At 37.3% G+C, this 17,511-nt stretch carries 14 protein-coding genes; 5 read left to right on the top strand and 9 right to left on the bottom strand.

What is annotated here, in order from left to right; translation table 11 throughout:
- Positions 1 to 2: 2 nt before the first annotated feature.
- The gene (locus ABR854_RS22225) at positions 3 to 1,526 is read left to right on the top strand and encodes a DUF1501 domain-containing protein (protein ID WP_350268051.1); all 1,524 of its coding nucleotides are present in this window, start codon (positions 3 to 5) and stop codon (positions 1,524 to 1,526) included.
- Between the two features lie 41 nt (positions 1,527 to 1,567).
- On the top strand, positions 1,568 to 3,943 hold the full coding sequence (locus ABR854_RS22230) for a PA14 domain-containing protein (protein ID WP_350268052.1): 2,376 nt from the start codon (positions 1,568 to 1,570) through the stop codon (positions 3,941 to 3,943).
- A 51-nt stretch (positions 3,944 to 3,994) separates the two neighbouring features.
- On the opposite strand, the gene ABR854_RS22235 is transcribed toward ABR854_RS22230, so the two are convergent.
- Entirely contained in the window at positions 3,995 to 4,822 is an 828-nt protein-coding gene (locus ABR854_RS22235; RefSeq protein ID WP_350268053.1) for a universal stress protein, read from the bottom strand.
- Positions 4,823 to 5,099: 277 nt separating this feature from the next.
- Between ABR854_RS22235 and ABR854_RS22240 the strand changes: the two genes are divergently transcribed.
- On the top strand, positions 5,100 to 5,618 hold the full coding sequence (locus ABR854_RS22240) for a gamma carbonic anhydrase family protein (protein WP_350268054.1): 519 nt from the start codon (positions 5,100 to 5,102) through the stop codon (positions 5,616 to 5,618).
- Between the two features lie 62 nt (positions 5,619 to 5,680).
- Here the strand turns inward: ABR854_RS22240 and ABR854_RS22245 are convergent, their stop codons facing one another.
- The 4 genes from ABR854_RS22245 to ABR854_RS22260 all read right to left on the bottom strand — a co-directional run bounded on the left by ABR854_RS22245 (position 5,681) and on the right by ABR854_RS22260 (position 9,244).
- A complete protein-coding gene (locus ABR854_RS22245; protein WP_350268056.1) occupies positions 5,681 to 6,316 on the bottom strand; it encodes a DedA family protein in 636 nt (211 codons plus the stop codon).
- Between the two features lie 66 nt (positions 6,317 to 6,382).
- Positions 6,383 to 6,838: a VOC family protein gene (locus tag ABR854_RS22250; RefSeq protein ID WP_350268057.1), complete on the bottom strand. Its 456-nt coding sequence runs from the start codon at positions 6,836 to 6,838 to the stop codon at positions 6,383 to 6,385.
- A gap of 103 nt (positions 6,839 to 6,941) precedes the next feature.
- Positions 6,942 to 8,825 (bottom strand): ABC transporter ATP-binding protein, encoded by a 1,884-nt coding sequence (locus ABR854_RS22255; RefSeq protein WP_350268058.1) that lies wholly within the window; start codon positions 8,823 to 8,825, stop codon positions 6,942 to 6,944.
- Positions 8,826 to 8,956: 131 nt separating this feature from the next.
- Complete coding sequence (locus ABR854_RS22260) at positions 8,957 to 9,244, bottom strand: hypothetical protein (protein WP_350268060.1); 288 nt, start codon at positions 9,242 to 9,244, stop codon at positions 8,957 to 8,959.
- Between the two features lie 108 nt (positions 9,245 to 9,352).
- Between ABR854_RS22260 and ABR854_RS22265 the strand changes: the two genes are divergently transcribed.
- Both ABR854_RS22265 and pxpB read left to right on the top strand, forming a co-directional pair.
- The gene (locus tag ABR854_RS22265) at positions 9,353 to 11,221 is read left to right on the top strand and encodes an LTA synthase family protein (protein ID WP_350268061.1); all 1,869 of its coding nucleotides are present in this window, start codon (positions 9,353 to 9,355) and stop codon (positions 11,219 to 11,221) included.
- Positions 11,222 to 11,303: 82 nt separating this feature from the next.
- Positions 11,304 to 11,972, top strand: coding sequence for a 5-oxoprolinase subunit PxpB (gene pxpB / locus ABR854_RS22270; RefSeq protein ID WP_350268062.1), 669 nt, complete (start codon positions 11,304 to 11,306; stop codon positions 11,970 to 11,972).
- A 68-nt stretch (positions 11,973 to 12,040) separates the two neighbouring features.
- Here pxpB and ABR854_RS22275 read toward each other — a convergent pair whose 3' ends face one another.
- Genes ABR854_RS22275 through ABR854_RS22290 form a run of 4 tightly spaced genes read right to left on the bottom strand, consistent with a single transcriptional unit; the run spans position 12,041 to position 17,408 of the window.
- The gene (locus tag ABR854_RS22275; protein ID WP_350268063.1) at positions 12,041 to 12,712 is read right to left on the bottom strand and encodes a 3-keto-disaccharide hydrolase; all 672 of its coding nucleotides are present in this window, start codon (positions 12,710 to 12,712) and stop codon (positions 12,041 to 12,043) included.
- Positions 12,713 to 12,733: 21 nt separating this feature from the next.
- A complete protein-coding gene (locus ABR854_RS22280; protein ID WP_350268064.1) occupies positions 12,734 to 14,650 on the bottom strand; it encodes a heparinase II/III domain-containing protein in 1,917 nt (638 codons plus the stop codon).
- Positions 14,651 to 14,672: 22 nt separating this feature from the next.
- Positions 14,673 to 15,500, bottom strand: coding sequence for a sugar phosphate isomerase/epimerase family protein (locus ABR854_RS22285; RefSeq protein ID WP_350268065.1), 828 nt, complete (start codon positions 15,498 to 15,500; stop codon positions 14,673 to 14,675).
- Positions 15,501 to 15,533: 33 nt separating this feature from the next.
- Positions 15,534 to 17,408, bottom strand: coding sequence for a heparinase II/III domain-containing protein (locus ABR854_RS22290; RefSeq protein WP_350268066.1), 1,875 nt, complete (start codon positions 17,406 to 17,408; stop codon positions 15,534 to 15,536).
- Between the last annotated feature and the right edge of the window lie 103 nt (positions 17,409 to 17,511).

The following is a 17,511-nucleotide window of genomic DNA, read 5'->3' on the forward strand; positions in this document are numbered from 1 at the left end:
CCATGAATAGAAGAGATTTTATCAGACAAGTAGGTTGTGGTGCGATGGGTTCGACCACCCTTTTGAGTACCTTAACGAGCCTCGGAGCGGTGAATGGTGCAATGAGTGGTAGTGCTTCTAAGTTACGTACATCTGCTACCGATGACTATAAAGCACTTGTTTGTGTGCTATATTCGGGCGGAATAGATTCCTTTAATATGTTGATTCCCTTAGGAACAAACGCTGGTGGTGATAATGGTTTCAATGATTATAAAAATGTGCGGTCTGATATTGCTATTCAGACAAATACTTCTTTACTGCCACTCAATAACCCACGATGTAGTGGTTTCAGAGGACAACCATGCAATTATGGTTCGTATGGTGTACATCCAAGCATGACTGGTGTTCAGAATCTTTTCAATAACGGAAAACTATCTTTCATGGCAAATATTGGCACTTTGATAGAGCCAGTTATGACCAAAGCCGAATATCAAAGTGGGTTAAAGAAACTTCCACTGGGTATTTATTCGCACTCAGACCAAATCATGCAATGGCAAACATCCGTTCCACAAAGTCGAGATGCACTTGGTTTTGGTGGTCGCCTTGCCGATTTACTTCATGCTTCAAACAGCATGGAAGATATTTCGATGAATATTTCTTTGGGCGGAAAAAATAATTTTCAACGAGGAAAAACCGTAGCAGAGTATTCGATCAGTAATAATATCGACGCTAATAATGTTGGTATTACGGCACTTCCTTCATGGTGGAGTAACTCAGGAATCATGACCGACCTCCGTAATAATGCTATTGATAGTTTGGTTTCAAAAACTTATGCAAATCTGCTGCATAAAACATATAGTTCAACAGCCAAGAGCTCAATTGACTCATTTGAAGTTTTTAAGAATGCTCTGATAAAAGTACCGAGTATGACCACAACTTTCGGAACGAGTAGCATAGAAAAAGATCTTCAAGCAGTGGCTAAAGTAATGAGTGTAAGAAATGATTTAGGGGCCAAAAGGCAGATTTTCTTTGTAAATTATGGTGGTTGGGATATGCACGATAATCTCGTGAATGGTTTAACCCAAAGACTTCCTAATATCAGTAATGCCTTGAAATCCTTTTATGATGCTACTGCCGAGCTTGGAATCGCTGAAAACGTAACGACTTTCACAATTTCAGATTTTGCCCGAACAATTACTTCTAATGGTCTTGGCTCTGACCACGCTTGGGGTGGAAATACGATGGTTATGGGTGGAGCAGTAAATGGAGGAAGAATCTTCGGTAGATTTCCAAGAATGGATGTAAGCTCAAGCAACACACAGAACATTTCGTTCAGAGGAAATTTCATTCCTTCGATTTCTACCGATGAAATGTATGCCGAATTGGCACTTTGGTACGGTGTAAGCCCGTATGACTTATGCTATGCACTACCTAATTTGAGAAATTTTTATTCCTACAGTCCAAACACTTATCCTGTGGGCTTTATGAATTTTAATGGTACAACTATCTCAAACGAAGATAAACCCGAAGGGTGTCTGTCTTATTGATTTCCACTTTAGTATAGTTTTCACAAAAACATTTTTCATCCGTGAAAAGATTTTCCATATATATATACTGTTTGGTGGTATTTTTTATCATCAATAAAAGCTCTTTTGCTCAAAATTGCGTAGGTGCTGCTGGACAAGTAAAGTGGAGCTACTGGACGGGGTTTACATCATCGCCAGATAGCAGTGACTTATTTGCCTTGGAAAATTTTCCAAGTCGCCCAGATGGCTCTCAAATGTTAGGGCTTACCAAGACACCTACTAATTATAACGATTACTTTGCATCAATAATAAGAGGCTTTATCAAAGTTCCAACAACAGATACTTATATTTTCAATATTACTGGTGATGATAAATCAATTTTTTTCTTGAGTACCAACGATTCACCAGCAAATAAATTAAAGAGAGCAGAAATTACGACTTATTCAGACGAAACAGAATATAACAAAGAACCAGGGCAAACTTCTCAGAATATTCAGCTTATAGGCGGCCAATATTATTATTTTGAGTTATATAACTTTGAAGCTAATGGTGACGATTTTGTGAGTTTACAATGGAGAAAAGCTTCGGCAACAACAGTAGTTTGGTCAATTATCGACTTTAATTATATTTATGAATATACTTGCGGACAAGCCTGCCCAGCAAGAGGAACGGCCTGTGATGATGGCAATGCTACAACAACCAACGACCAACAAGATGGCTTCTGTAATTGTGTAGGAACTTCCCCTGCACCAAATACTTGTGTAGGTGAAAAAGGACTGGTTGAAGCATACTATTACGATAATATTACTGGCAATTATGTAGAAAATGACCTCATTAATGCCCCTAAATTTCCTTTAACCCCCGACCGAAGAGAAAAGCTTAAAGGTGCTTATGGACCGTTAGTTCCTTATACAAAAGATAACTATGGTACACTCGTTCAAGGCTTCTTAACTGTACCTGTTTCAGGTAATTATGAGTTTAACATCACTGGCGATAATCAGACTTTTTTCTTTCTGAGTTCAGATGATAAAATTGAAAATAAACAATCGCACCAAGCTTTAGTTTTGTACGGAATTGATGAAACTGAACATAAAAACTCAGTTTTTCAGAATATCGGACCACTTTTCATGGAAAAAGGAAAATACTATTATTTTGAATTCCGACATAAAGAAAGTAGCTGGCGAGATCATTTTAATCTTTATTGGAAAACACCTTTCCACGAAATCCGTCAATGGAAGCGTGTGCCAAATTTCTATATATACGATTATAAATGTGAGATTTCGTGCATAGCTCAAAATACACCTTGCAACGATGATAACCCGTTTACGAATAATGATAAAATTGATGCCCAATGTAATTGCGTAGGCACACCATGCTCTGGCCCAGATTGCGATGATTCGGCTGCCCGATACCAAAATTATGACGATTGTAAACCTACAGATAATTTGACTACACTAAAAGAAGGTTCGTGGGTTTCGTGTACGAATACTCAAAATCCGAATCCAAATCCTGCAAGGGCAAGCAATGCACACTGGATAATGTATGATTTTACAGACCGATATAAGTTTTCAAGTTCGAGAGTGTGGAATTATAATGTGGCAAACGAAACCGATAAAGGATTTAAGACAGTAGCCATTGATTATTCAGTTGATGGAACTACTTGGCAAGCTTTAGGAAATACATATTCTTGGCCCCAAGCCCAAGGTTTACCTGATTATTCAGGTTTTTTAGGGCCCAATTTTAATAATATAAAAGCTCGATATATTCTTATTTCAGCTATTAATAACTGGGGAGCTGGTTGTTCTGGGCTTAGTAAAATAACTTTTGATGCTATTTTATGTAATCCAAGTGGTACTCCTTGCAATGATAACGATCCACTGACTTCTTATGATAAATTTGATAATAACTGCAATTGTAAAGGCATAAATATCAACTGCGAAGCAGATACACTTAAACTTATTAAAGAGACACTTGCCGATGGTGCATTTAAAGCAAAAAAACGCATTGAAGCTCAAAGTTTAGTACCAACAACCAAAGATATTTCGTTTACAGCAGGAAATAGTATTGTACTATTGCCAGGTTTTGAGGTAAATAGTAGTGCAGTTTTCAAAGCAAACATTGCAAACTGTATCCAAGCAGCATTTGTGGCGAATCAAAGAACAACCGCTCCAACTGATAGTTCGGAGTTTTCAACCAAAGACACAGAAACTTCTAAGTTGAAAGAAATTATCTTTAGAATTAATCAACCGAGTTATGTAAAATTATTATTGAAAGACTCAAAAGACCAATTGATTGTAACATTAATCGACCATTATTCTGAAAGTTTGGGTACACAAACCAAGTATTTGCCAACTAATAAACTCGCCAAAGGTACGTATTTTGTAGAACTTGAGTTAGGAGAGAAAAAACTGCGTCAAGAGTTTTTGGTGGATAAATGATGAAATATTTTAAAGGAAGACTTCACTTAAAGTGAAGTCTTCCTTTTTTACTTAGTTTTCAACAAAAGTAAATACTGGTACACTGGCGTGATTTACAACATCTTCAGCAATACTTCCCCTAAAGAAATGGCTGATTCCTGTGCGACCGTGCGTGTACATAACCACCAAATCGGCATCGATTTCTTCCACATAGTCTAAAATTCCTGCATCAACAGTTGTAGCTTCTCGAATCACAAACTTACAATTTGATAATTTTAGTCTATCCGCCATTTCTTGCAATTTCTCTTTAATTTCGGCATAATTCACCACTTTTAGAGCTGTATCGACATATAAGAAATGTAATTCAGCATCTTTAAAGGGCAAGTGATACATCGCTTTTCTAAGAAATTGTTCATGGGTGAAATCAACCGTAAAGACAACTTTCTTAGGCTCAAATGTTTCTTTGTGGCCTTTCACAACCAAAACTGGGCAAGAAGCCATTCTTACGATTTCTTCACTGTTCGAGCCACCAAAAAACTCTTTAAACCCTTCTGCCCCATTAGAACCCATGACAATCAAATCGGCTTTATGATTCAAGACCGAATCTATAAATCTATCACTGCTTTCATCAACTAAAGCATTAATTCTTACATCTTCATATTTGGCAATAAGCTCATCGAGTTCAGTTTTGGCTTCGGTTAAAACATTCTTCCAAGCATCATCAATCGACACACCCGATGCTCCATATAACGAATAATAGGTATTAATATCTTGTACGGGATAAACCGTGACATTGAGTAACTCAATTGTTGCTCCGTTATAACGTGCAATATTTACGGCTACATCAAGAGCTTTATTAGCAATCGGGCTAAAATCGGTAGGAACAAGTATCTTTTTCATTTGAATTTCGAGATTTGGTGAGGTTTTATTTTTTGGTAAAATTCTTCTTCAAACTCGTAAGTTTCTATGATGAAAACTAATCTTATAACTGATTCTTTATTCCCTAAATAATGCTAAAAATCAGCTTTTAACCTGACCATTCACCTGTCTTTGGTAAAAATTGTACTTATAGAAATCAATCAAAGTACAAGTATTAAAAATCATTTTTTTACCTTTACGTTCATAGAACTTAAAGAATCTCTCATTTACTTTTATAAGCAACAGAAAATAATTTAATATGGCTCTTATTTTACCAGTTTTAGGAAAAATGCCTCTGAATGGCGAAAATTGTTGGTTTGCTCCAAATGCTACCATCGTTGGTGATGTAACGATGGGAAAAGATTGCACAGTTTGGTTTAATGCAGTTATACGTGGCGATGTAAATTCAATCATCATGGGCGACCGTGTAAATATTCAAGATGGTGCAGTGATTCATTGTACTTACCAAAAATCAAAAACTATTATTGGTAATAATGTGAGTATCGCCCACAATGCAGTGGTGCATGGCTGCACAATTGAAGATGAGGTTTTGGTAGGAATGGGAGCAATAATTATGGATGGAGCAGTTATCGGTAAAAACTCAATTATCGCCGCAGGAGCAATTGTAACACAAAATACGGTTGTACCAGCAGGCAGTATTTATGCAGGAAATCCAGCGAAGTTTTTGAAAGCCGTAACACCCGAACTCGGAGAAGTTTTTATGCGAACTGCCAACAATTATGTGATGTACGCAGGTTGGTTTAAAGACAATAATTAGGGTAAAAGAAGGAAGGCTTCGCTTTGAGGAGGACGCCCAGTCCGAAGCCTTCCTTAGAAACTTCACATATCTTTCAATTCTTTCTTTGCATTAAGATAACCTTTAATGACTGTGAAAGTTGTGATTCCTAAGAAGAAGAAAATAATGTATTGAACGTAATCGACTATCCAAGGGAATTTTTCGCCAAAATAGAAGCCTCCGCCTACTAAAACAACCGTCCAAATCAATCCGCCTAACACGTTATAAAGCATAAATTTGTAAAAATTCATTTTTACAATTCCCGCTAAAACTGGCGAAAAAGTACGAACAACAGGCAAAAAACGGGCAATTATCAAAGTTTGGCTACCGTATTTCTCAAAATATTTGTGGGTATTGATAATATACTCTTTCTTAAAAAGAAGCGAATCGGGTCGGGTTTGAATATTATTTCCAAAAAATCGACCAGTAATATAGCCTATAAGCGACCCCAAAACAGCAGCTGAAAAAATACATACCATCAATAACGAAATAGGAACATCAAGCGTTTTTGTACCGCAAAAAACTCCTGAAAGAAAAAGAAGATAATCGCCAGGGAGGAAGAATCCGAAGATTATACCATTTTCAATAAATATAATCAATGTAATTGTTATCAATCCACCAGTCTGAATCAACTCTTTGGAGTCCATCAAATATTTAAACCATTCGCTAATCTGTTCCATTGAATATTCTGTTCTAAAGATTGTCTCTCAAACAATCGGTTTTGTTGTTGGAAGTAAAATTTTCAATTACTCAACTTTCGGCTCATTCAACTCAATTACATAACCATCGGGGTCAGTCACATAAATTTGAAAAGCCCCATCGAAACGTTTCTGACGAACATAAGCTAAGCCCTTTTCTTTCAAAAATGCTTCGATTTTATCAGCAGAGTTTTTCGGAATTGTTAGCGAAAAATGCCCGCCATTTTTATCATTATTAGTCACTGGCTCGTTTCGACCAAGCAATAAATGTAACTGCTGATTTGGTGCAATCTGAAACCAACGTCTGATAGCCACTAAATTATCTGGCACGTCAACTGGCTTTAAACCAATAATCTCACGGTAAAACTTTGCACTTTCTCTGAGGTCTTTCACGTAAAGTCCTACATGATTATAGCCTTGAATCTCGATAGCAGATTGGCTTTGTGCAAAACTTACGGTGCTTATCAATAATAAAAAAACAGTTGTTATTCTAAAATAATTCATTGGCTTGGGTTTAGAAAATTAAAAATTGAGAATTAAAAATTAAGAATTGTATTCTAAAAGTAATTATAAGAGAACTATTCCTTGAAAAACTAATCAACCAATATCAAGCCAGTTCTGCCAATTCTAACCAGCGAAATTCTTTTTCTTCGATTAGATTTGAAACTTCTTCAAATTCTTTTGCCCAAGCAGCCAATTCATCATGCGAACCTTCGCCTGCATTCATTTTTTCGACTAAAGTAGCTTTTTTCTTCTCTAAGCTTTCAATTTCTGTACCTAAACTTTCATATTCTTTCTGCTCTTTAAAGCTCATCTTACGTTTGGGCTCACTCGGTTGAACAGCCACTACAGGCGTTGAATTGGCAGATTTTAAATGAGCTTGTTTCTCTTTTTCGGCTAATTCTTGCTCTTCTTTATCTTCTTTCCATGAGCGATAATCCGTGTAGTTCCCTGGATAATCTCTGATATATCCATCGCCTTCAAATACAAAGAGGTGGTCAACCAATTTATCCATGAAATAACGGTCGTGCGATACAACTAACAAACAACCGCCAAAATTCAACAAGAAATCTTCTAAAACATTGAGTGTGGCAATGTCTAAATCGTTGGTTGGCTCATCAAGAATTAAGAAGTTTGGATTTTGAACCAAAATTTTAAGCAATTGCAAACGACGTTTTTCGCCTCCACTCAACTTGCTTACATAACTGTATTGCATAGCTGGTGGGAATAAAAAGAGCGTCAAGAAGTTTGAAATTGAAAGTTCAGAACCATCTGCCATTTTTACGTACTCCGCAATTTCACGCACTACTTCTATTACTCGTTGGCCTTCATCAAAATCAAGACCCGCTTGCGAATAATACCCAATCTTGATGGTATCGCCTTTTACGACACGCCCCATGTCGGGTTTTAGTTGTTCGGTCAGAATTTCGAGCATTGTACTCTTACCCATGCCGTTTTTACCCACAATCCCGATTCGGTCGCCACGCTTAAAAGTATAGCTAAATTCTGAAATCAGTTTTTTATTATCAAACGACTTACTGATATGCTGAATCTCCATGATTTTACTGCCCATACGCTCCATTTTCATGCTCAATTCAAGCTTTTCGTCGGGGCCTTTTCTGACAGTCTTTTCTTTTAATTCATAAAACGCATCAATTCTACTCTGCGATTTTGTTCCACGAGCCTTCGGTTGCTTACGCATCCATTCCAACTCTTTACGCAATAAATTTCGGTAATTTTTCTGCGTTGCTGCATCAACGGCTTCTTGTTCTTCTTTTTTCTCCAAATAATAAGCGTAACTTCCTGCATACTTAAAAACCTTACTATTAGACAGTTCCAAAATCCTATTACATACTTTATCTAAAAAATAGCGGTCGTGAGTAACCAAAAGCAAGGTAATATTTGAGGAAGAAAGATAGCCTTCGAGCCACTCGATAGTGTCAAGGTCAAGGTGGTTAGTAGGCTCATCAAGAATCAAGAAATCAGGTTCTTCGATTAAAACACGGGCAAGAGCTACACGTTTTTTTTGTCCTCCTGAAAGATTTCCCACGAGTTTATCAAAATACTCAATTCCCAGTTTCCCCAGAATCTGTTTAACTTTGGTTTCGTAATCCCAAGCCTTTAGATTATCAACCTGCTCAATGGCTCTCGCAATTCGATTATCATCACCCGAAAGCAAGGCATCTTCATATTCTTTAACCGCTTTTGTATTAGAATTTTCAATAGCAAAAATTGTTTCCATCACAGTTTTACCCGCCTGAAAATCTGGTTCTTGGTCTAAATATCCAACTCTGATGTCTTTTCTGATGCTAATTTCGCCACCATCTACATCCGATTTTCCGATAATCATATTGAGCATCGACGATTTTCCTGAACCATTCGAGCCAATCAATGCCACTTTTTCGCCTTGTAAAATCCCAAATGTAAGATTCTTAAACAACCAACGCTCTCCTAAATTTTTTCCGATATTTTCGGCCGATAAATAATTCATATATTTCTGCTAAACATCATCTGATAAACTTCAAATGACTACCAATTCTTTAATTTTATGCAATTTAATACTTTATTCGTGGAACGTAACTTTATTTCGTTTGATAGTTAGGTCAGATGTACCTTCAGACCTCATAGAAATCGTTTCACAAGTATTTCCCACTCTTCTTCAAGTGAAATTTTTGGCATTGATTCTCCACACCTGCGATACCAATAATTCGCATTAAATTTGTCACCCTCTTTGCGGTGTAAGTAGGCGTGAATTTGGTCATAAGCGAGCGTTCCTTCCTTAGTTTGGGCAATATTATGGGCAGCTTCCCAATCGCCTTTGGCATCATGCCAAAGTGCTTGCACTAAAATTGGCAGGTTTTTCGGAACTTGATTTTCTTTGAGAGTATTTTTGAATGTTATTAAATCCATCTTTTTACTACAGTGAAAGATTGTTAGGTCAGAAGTACTGTCAGACCTTATTTTTATTAATTTTGCACCAAATTTAACAAAAAATTAACCCAAACTGGGGCTTTTCTTATGTATTTACTTGTGTGGTTGAAGCGTATTGCATGGTTGCTTATCTTTTATTTTCTACTCAGATTTTTGTTTCTTGTTTTCAATATCAAGTCTTTTCAATTTGCTGATGCTCAACAAATTAGCTATGCTTTTTTGTATGGTGTAAAATTCGATTTGTCGGCTATTTTTATCAGTAATATTCTCTTTACAATCGCATCTTTATTGCCGTTTAGATTTACTGAAAAACAAAGTTATCAAAGCTTTTTGAAATATCTTTACTGGATTCCAAACATCGTTTTCTTTTGGACAAATATTGCCGATTTTGAATATTATAAATTCATCGGCCGACGAACAATTTTTGAAGTTTTTGGCATCATAGGTGATGTTTTTGCTCAATCATTTAGCCTAATTGGTTCTTATTGGTATTTGGTCTTTCTATGGATTTTTGTAAGTTTTCTTTTTGTTAAATTTACGCCCAATAGTCTCAACCTTGCTAAAACTTCTTTGCGAAATAATTATCGTCAAATAATCTTAAAATCCATCATTTGGTTACTTGGAATCGGTTTTACAATCTTATTTTTCCGAGGTGGATTTCAAGAAAAACCACTCAGAATCAATCAGGCATTTGAGCAGCATGATAATCATCTGGGAAATCTAACTCTCAACACAACCTTTACATTTCTAACTACGATTGATGCCAAAGGCACAGAAAAAGTTATTTTTTTTACTGATAATCAGACAGTTGAGAAACTGATTAAGCGAGATAGAAGTTCGCATTTTTCGGCAAGTGCTACACCCCAAAACGTTGTGATTATTATTCTCGAAAGTTTTGGCAAAGAATATATGGGCTATAAAAATCCTTACAAAGGTTATACACCATTCTTGGATTCTTTGGCCAAAAACAGTCTTTTCATGGAAAATTGTTTTGCTAACGGCCGAGAATCAATCATTGCCATGCCTGCTATTACGGCTGCCATTCCGCAATTGATTGAAGAACCGTTTATTACCTCAAGTTATCAATCGAATAAATTTGCAGGATTGGGAAATATCGTAAAAAAACACGGTTACGTTTCGTCATTCTTTCACGGTGCAAGAAATGGCTCAATGGGCTTTGAGGGCTTTTCGCAACTTGCTGGCTTTGATAAATATTACGGTCTAAATCAATACCCTAAAGAGAAAATGGAAACAGATTTTGATAAAAACTGGGGAATTTTTGATGAGCCTTATTTTCAGTATTTTGCTTCCGAACTCACAAAAGAAAAGAAACCATTTGTAGGCTGTATTTTTACATTGAGTTCGCACCACCCCTACCCGATTCCTGCTCAGTACAGAGGAAAATTCCCAAAAGGAACAGCCGAAATTCACGAAAGTTTGGGATATACGGATTTAGCTTTGAAGCATTTCTTTGAAACTGCGGCTAAACAGACGTGGTTTCAGAATACACTTTTTGTGATTACTGCTGACCATACGCAGTTTAATACCGAAAAAAAATACGCAACGCCAACGGGAGCTTATAGCGTACCATTAATCTTATATCACCCTAATAATCAAACACTTACATATTTAAAAAACAAGGCTGATTCCTTAAAAATTTGCCAGCATACTGATATTTTACCAACTGTTTTAGATTTTTTGAATATTGAACAAACACAAGTTTTACCTTTCGGTGAATCTATTTTTGCTCGAAATAAAGGTTTAGCGTTTCAATTAAATTCGGGGGTTTTTAGATTAATATCAGAAAATAAATATGTAGAAATGAGCCTTGATGGCAAAGCCAAAGGTTTTGATTTAAAATCTGATAAGTCAATAAATAATTTTGAGACAAAACAACTGAAAGCCTACATTCAATATTACAGAAATGGACTAATTGAAAATTCGTGGCTAAAGTAGCACAACTGCCTCGGCAGTCCGATTGCCAAGTTGTGTAGTACCAGTAGAACAATTTAGAAATTGTTCTACAAACATTATTATCATGCTTAATTACAAAATTTTCTCACTAAGCGATTCGGCCATAACGATTGATTTTGGCAATGTCATTGATGAAAAAATCAATGATACAGTTATGCAATTATATCAATATTGCTCCAAAAATGCTTTTATTGGCATGAAAGAAGCAATGCCTGCTTATGCTTCTTTGACTATCTTTTATGATGTTTTTCTAGTCAGAAAAAACTATATTTCGTTCAAATCGGCTTATGCTTTTGTGAAAGATTTCTTGATTAAAAGTTATGAAAATATCGGTAAAACCGAAAGTTATGTAGCAAGAACAATTGAAATACCTGTAATTTATGAGGGAGAGGATTTAAGCTATGTAGCTGATTATCATCAGATTAGCGAAGCACACGTAGTTGAATTACATACAGCCCCAACATACAGAGTATATATGATGGGATTTTTACCAGGTTTTGCGTATATGGGTGGTTTGGATGCTCGAATTGCTACTCCTCGTAGAGCAACGCCACGCACGAAAGTTCCTGCGGGAAGTGTGGGTATTGCGGGAAATCAAACAGGAATTTATCCTTCAGAAAGCCCTGGAGGCTGGCAACTAATCGGCCGAACGGAATTACAACTTTATACACCTAATGCCACTGAAATCACTCTCCTAAAAGCGGGTGATTTAGTAAAATTTATTGCCTTGTGATTGGAAAACTGGTATATAAAATTGACTAATAACAAGTAACAAATAACCAGTTTGCCAATCACAAATAACTACTTTAGCGGCGTTAAATCTACTTTTCTGAACTCTACTTCTGCACCTTCGGCTTGGAGAGCGATTTGTCCCTTTTGGGCAGTTGCACCAAAACCATCATTGACCATATCGCCATTTACCCAAACTTTAATTTTATCGCCTCGGCATTCGATTGTCATTTTATTCCATTCACCGAGTGGTTTTTCTGAGTTATCGGTCAGATTTTTAACTCTTCGCTCTTTACCTTCGGTTATTCCCCAACTTTCTTTTGGTCCACGTCGTGCTTCCATGTTTTCTACCTTAATATCTTCTACGATACACCAAAAATCTCCTGCATTTTCGTGCATCATTTGTACTTCGATAGATTTCGGAAACATTCCATACAATGAGCGAGGCGTTGAAGCATGTACCAAAACACCACAATTACCCGGTTTTCCTGCAAAACGATATTCTAATTCAAGACGATAGTTTTCGTACTTATCTTTGGTCAATAGATGGCCTTCGGGAGTTCCCATACTCACCAAATTTCCGTCTCTGATGATAAACGATTTTCTGAGATTTGGGTCTTTGTCGGTGGCAGGCACATCGCTATACCAATTATTAAGGTCTTTGCCGTTGTATAAATGGATAGTTTGGGCAAAGGTTTTCTCTAAGCTAAAAATGCTTAGAACAAGTACAACAAGATATTTCATTTCGGATTGAGGGTTTCTGATTTAATTAAGACCCAAAGTAAATGAATTTTTTGATTTTTGTGCCAAATTTTTGCAGTTCAAAATAATTCGTTGAACAGGCAGATTATCCCACTTGGTTTTGAAACTTACATATTCCATGCCTTCGGTTGAAGGTAAATCGGTCGAAACTTCCCAGACTTTTGGGTCATATTGTAGATTTATGAATTGCCCTTTTGGTGTTTTGAGCGTAATTTTGCCCGCTACCGAGTTATCAATCGTGCATATTGTCATAAAAACTTGTTTCAGCGAAGTGGGTTTTTGACTCAACGAATAATCATCGGTTAGTTCAACGGTATTTTTTACTCTATTCAATTTCACAGTTCTATTCCAAGATACAATTCCTGCATTTTTATCATAAGCATTTGCTATATCGAGATTGAGTGTAGCTTCTTTCTCCGAAATGGTACTTTTTACATTAATTGCTTCAAACTCTCGGCCTGCTTTTTGTCCTAAACCATTGATTATAGGCAAATTATGGTACTGTGACTGCGTAAACCACAATTCGTAGCGTTGGGCTGAAAAAGTACGAGCCGTGTAATTTCCACGTCCTGCATCAATAATCACAGGTTCACCATTAGCGTATAACATAAAATCACCCACGTCGTTGTGGTTGTGACTTTCGGCGTTATGTCCACCATGAGTTGCCATGAAAAATCCATTACTGGCTCGTGCCGTAAGCACCTGAATATCACCAAACCAAGCATCATTGACTGGCACATAAGGAGCCGATTCTTTTTGTACTTGCTTGATAGACAGATAGTTTTCTATTCGGCGTGGACGGTGATAACTTCCACCCATCGAAGCAGAAGTAAAGTTTTTGAATGCCCATTGTCCCATCTGAATCATTTTTTCATCATTCAAAGCTTTTCCGAAACGATACAGCATCAATCCATCAGGGCGAAGTTTTGGGTCGGCATCGGCAAAATTCACGAAATAATGCCCGTTAATATGCGTTTTATAGACATACGAAGCCATTTTTTTGATAAGTGGCTCATCATAAATACTGATTTGATTTTTGGTAGCATTGCCCAATAATTCAAGACAATCAAACACGCTTGCACCTGCGGCAAACCAATAGCTTGGCCCTTCGTCGCAACCGCCATCTTCGCCCAAGCCGTTTAGATAAAGGTCAGTTCCGAGCATTGTTCCGTAAATCATTTCGGCACGACGTTTTTCGTCTTTTTCAAGCATTAAAGTAGCCGAAATCCAATTCGACATAATCCATGGATTCCAGTTATTAACTGGTTTTGTTTTGCTCATCCAACCGTAACTATCTGATTTTGTGAGCATTGGCTCAAAAATACGTTTGTTGGTTTCGTAGTAAATTCTTTTGCGTAGAAGCTTACTGATTTTATCTAATTTATCGCCCACAAAATAGTCGGCCATGCCCAAAACAGAAGCAGTTTCGGCCGAAAACAAATCTACAACAGGGTTTTCTACATCGGGTAAACCTCTGATGTGGGCAGGAACACCCCAATAACTTTCTTCGCAAATTGACCAAACTCCATTCATAATTGCTTCAACGAATCGACCTTTATTTTCGACACTTTCGGCCAAAATCAAATCCGTGAGTGCGTTTCGTTTGCCATAAGATAATTTGCCGTGACGCTCACGGTCGCCCGAACGCAAGTAGTCAAGCGAAGTAGTTGCTGAAATTGCCTCATACTTAAAGTCAATTAGTTTTTCGCCATTTTTTACGATTTCTTGCAAAACACTGTCAGGCACAGCTGCTTGCCATTCTTCAGGAGTTTTAGGATATGGGTGATATTCTTTGAGCGGAATCAACGTTTTTTTTACCTCATCGAGCGTATATTTTTTGGCAAAAATGTTCCGCTGGGTTACTTGTGCAAAAAGTATTGTGCTAAAAAGCAATGTTAAAAAGAAGAGTATTTTTTTCATCTGATTGTTGAATAAAGAGTTGTTAATAACGGTCAATCATATCCAAAATACCACGCACATAGCCGACCGATTCGGCCAAACCACCTTCGGCATTTTCGGCATCTTTTTCGTATTCGATACTCATAACGCCTTGATAATTAACATCTTTGAGTGCTTTCATGAGTTTGGGAATATCAATTACACCACGCCCAATCTGAATAGATTCGCTTTTGGCAACCGTTCCATCAACATCTTTTAAGTGCATATCATACATTCGATGTCCATATTTTTTTATGGCCTCAAGCGGATTCATACCCAACCTAACTACGTGACCAATGTCAATACAAAGACCGATTCGTTTATCCAAATTCACAATTTTATCATAGACGGTAGCGGGCGTAGGATACACTTCATCTCCTGGTCCATGATTATGAATGGCAAGTTTGATGTCGTTTTCTTTCACATATTTTTCAACCAATGGAAGTAAATCGTGATTAGGTACACCAATTATCATTTTCATACCTGCCGCTTTAGCGTAGCGAAAGGCATTTTGTACTTCGGCTTCATTTTTCATGTAAATTACTCCACCACCGTAGATATTCAATCCTGCTTCTTTAAATTTTGAGATAGTTGCTTGAATATCACTATCACTCGCATCAAGCGAAAGGTGAAAACTTTTTAGTGCTATATCTTTGATATTAAGGCGTTTACAAATATCTATGAGTTGGCTCACCGAATATTTTCGTAGCGTATAAGAAGCCAAGCCTATTGTAAGTTTAGGCGAGGCAGTCTTTTGCTGAAATGACAATGCAGGAACACTCAAGGCTGTTATTCCTAAGTGTTTCAAAAAAGTTTTTCTTGAATAAGTCATCGTTAAAAAAGGTTAGGGTGAATAGATTTTTGATTATTTCCAGTCTTTCAATGGAAGAATTTTTGTCTTTGAATTTACTTTGTTTTCTTCGGGAATCAATAAAACATCGAGAGAAATGCTACTATTGGCCGGAATTTTAATTTCAAAACCTACCAAAGTTGTACCCGTATTCGGGGCATCATAATCATGCAAACCTTGGGTTGACCATGTTTTCAATGTAACATTACTCGGGCTACTCACTTTCAGTTGCAGTTTTTTGCCTTTTTGCGTGAGTTCGGCCGTTCCATCATTACTGATTTTTACCTCAGCGGGCGTGAGCATTGCCCAACGAACGGTCGTCTCATTTTCAGCGGCTGTTATTTCATCTTTTACCAAAACATATTTTTTGTCGATAATGGCAACACCTCGATTGACAGATGTAGCTTTGCCTTTATAAACCCCACTAATATCGCTGACCGCACTCAAAAAATTAGGATTTTTAGAGGATTGATTGATACTCGCATACCCTTCAACTTTCTGAAATTCATTATCGAAAGCGAGTGTGCTGTGGGCTAAATTATTGTAGCGAAACACCTGCCAACGCTCCGAATTTTGTGCCATTCCCCAAAGTTTTACGCCTTTTGATTCGAGCGATTCGTATTCTTGCATGCCAAAATCCATCGACCAGCGTTCGCCGTTGGCATCCATCACAAACGAACCAACATCCATGTGTCCGTGATTGACTGAAGGAGAACCAGCCTTTAAACCCACATAAATGGCATCGGGTTTCGACCACGAAGTACGCATCATAGCCACAGGATTTTTGCCTTGCCCAACCCAAATCATTTCTTTTGGTTCGGTTACTTTTTCTAAACTTATATCCTTGCCCCAAATCATGGTAGCGGGCAAAAGCCTATCTCGGTGCATTGATTTATCTTTGCCTTGCAAATACTGTTTTTCGGTAAATAACAAGCTTGAATTTTGGGTTTTATTAGCAAACCAAAACATTGCGGGGTTTAGTCCGCTGCCATTTCCTGCATCTGAATAATTAAAGTTTTTGCCCGAAGAACCTACCATATTTTGCATGTAGCCAGCCGTTTTCAAAAATCCTGCCGTTGCTGATAAACCAAAATCTGTATTGAAAACTCGCTGGATTGCATCTAAAAACATCACATTGAAACTTGTGCCGTAGCCCCAATAACTGTAACCTTCGGGATATGCTCCTTCGGGTTTGTAATCTTCCATCGGTAGCTTGATTGACTCAATGGCTCGGTCGATTATTTGTTGGGCAAGCGTTGGGTTTTCTTCATAAATCGCCATAGCTCCGTAGGTCATTCCTGCATTACAAACCTGATTCCAATTGTGCGATGCTTTTAGCCAACTATTATACTTTTTATCAAGCGATGGCTCAATCCCTTTTTTTAGAATTGCTTCTTTAATGATGCCTTTTGAGGTAACAGATAAATCATCGTAAAGCCAATCGTAGCCAATCGAAACGCCCATTGTCATTTCAGCTACATCTAAAAAATGACTCGGATTCCAATCGCTGAAATGTGAAACTTTTACGAGTTCGGCTTCCGCTCTTTCTAAATATTTTTTGTCTTTTGTGATTCGGTACGAGTATGACAGAAAAAATACTCTTCGCAGACACTCCCTCGATTTATCAAGCAATCGACGACCAATTTGAATGCGTTCGAGCGTTGGTAACGGAATAATTTTATTGCTTTCATCAATGATGAGTTGATTCAAGCTTGCCCAAGTTGGGTCGGCTACTATATTTCTACTGATAGCATTTTCTTCACCTTTCAACAACAAAATGCGTGGGTGAGCGGGTACTTGGGTTGCTTCGTTGAGGTACTTCAACTGTGCACAAGTTTCGTTAGTAAAGAAACCCAACGCAAGAAAGAAGAATATAAATTTAGTTTTCATTGATTAGAACTGGCAAAGGGTTGATAGCGAATCAATTACAGAAATGTACTACTTTATTTACCTAAACTTTAAAAGTAAAGAAAAGCCCTTTCTGAAATGCTTC

The sequence above is a fragment of the Emticicia sp. W12TSBA100-4 genome, from assembly GCF_040253585.1.
Taxonomy (GTDB): Bacteria; Bacteroidota; Bacteroidia; order Cytophagales; family Spirosomataceae; genus Emticicia.

Bases quoted from the DNA above. Each gene is read 5' to 3' on its own strand.
- ABR854_RS22280 (WP_350268064.1), bottom strand. From the start codon at position 14,650: ATGAAAAAAATACTCTTCTTTTTAACATTGCTTTTTAGCACAATACTT.
- ABR854_RS22250 (WP_350268057.1), bottom strand. From the start codon at position 6,838: ATGAATTATTTTAGAATAACAACTGTTTTTTTATTATTGATAAGCACC.
- ABR854_RS22240 (WP_350268054.1), top strand. From the start codon at position 5,100: ATGGCTCTTATTTTACCAGTTTTAGGAAAAATGCCTCTGAATGGCGAA.
- pxpB (WP_350268062.1), top strand. From the start codon at position 11,304: ATGCTTAATTACAAAATTTTCTCACTAAGCGATTCGGCCATAACGATT.
- ABR854_RS22285 (WP_350268065.1), bottom strand. From the start codon at position 15,500: ATGACTTATTCAAGAAAAACTTTTTTGAAACACTTAGGAATAACAGCC.
- ABR854_RS22255 (WP_350268058.1), bottom strand. From the start codon at position 8,825: ATGAATTATTTATCGGCCGAAAATATCGGAAAAAATTTAGGAGAGCGT.
- ABR854_RS22275 (WP_350268063.1), bottom strand. From the start codon at position 12,712: ATGAAATATCTTGTTGTACTTGTTCTAAGCATTTTTAGCTTAGAGAAA.
- ABR854_RS22245 (WP_350268056.1), bottom strand. From the start codon at position 6,316: ATGGAACAGATTAGCGAATGGTTTAAATATTTGATGGACTCCAAAGAG.
- ABR854_RS22265 (WP_350268061.1), top strand. From the start codon at position 9,353: ATGTATTTACTTGTGTGGTTGAAGCGTATTGCATGGTTGCTTATCTTT.
- ABR854_RS22290 (WP_350268066.1), bottom strand. From the start codon at position 17,408: ATGAAAACTAAATTTATATTCTTCTTTCTTGCGTTGGGTTTCTTTACT.
- ABR854_RS22235 (WP_350268053.1), bottom strand. From the start codon at position 4,822: ATGAAAAAGATACTTGTTCCTACCGATTTTAGCCCGATTGCTAATAAA.
- ABR854_RS22260 (WP_350268060.1), bottom strand. From the start codon at position 9,244: ATGGATTTAATAACATTCAAAAATACTCTCAAAGAAAATCAAGTTCCG.
- ABR854_RS22225 (WP_350268051.1), top strand. From the start codon at position 3: ATGAATAGAAGAGATTTTATCAGACAAGTAGGTTGTGGTGCGATGGGT.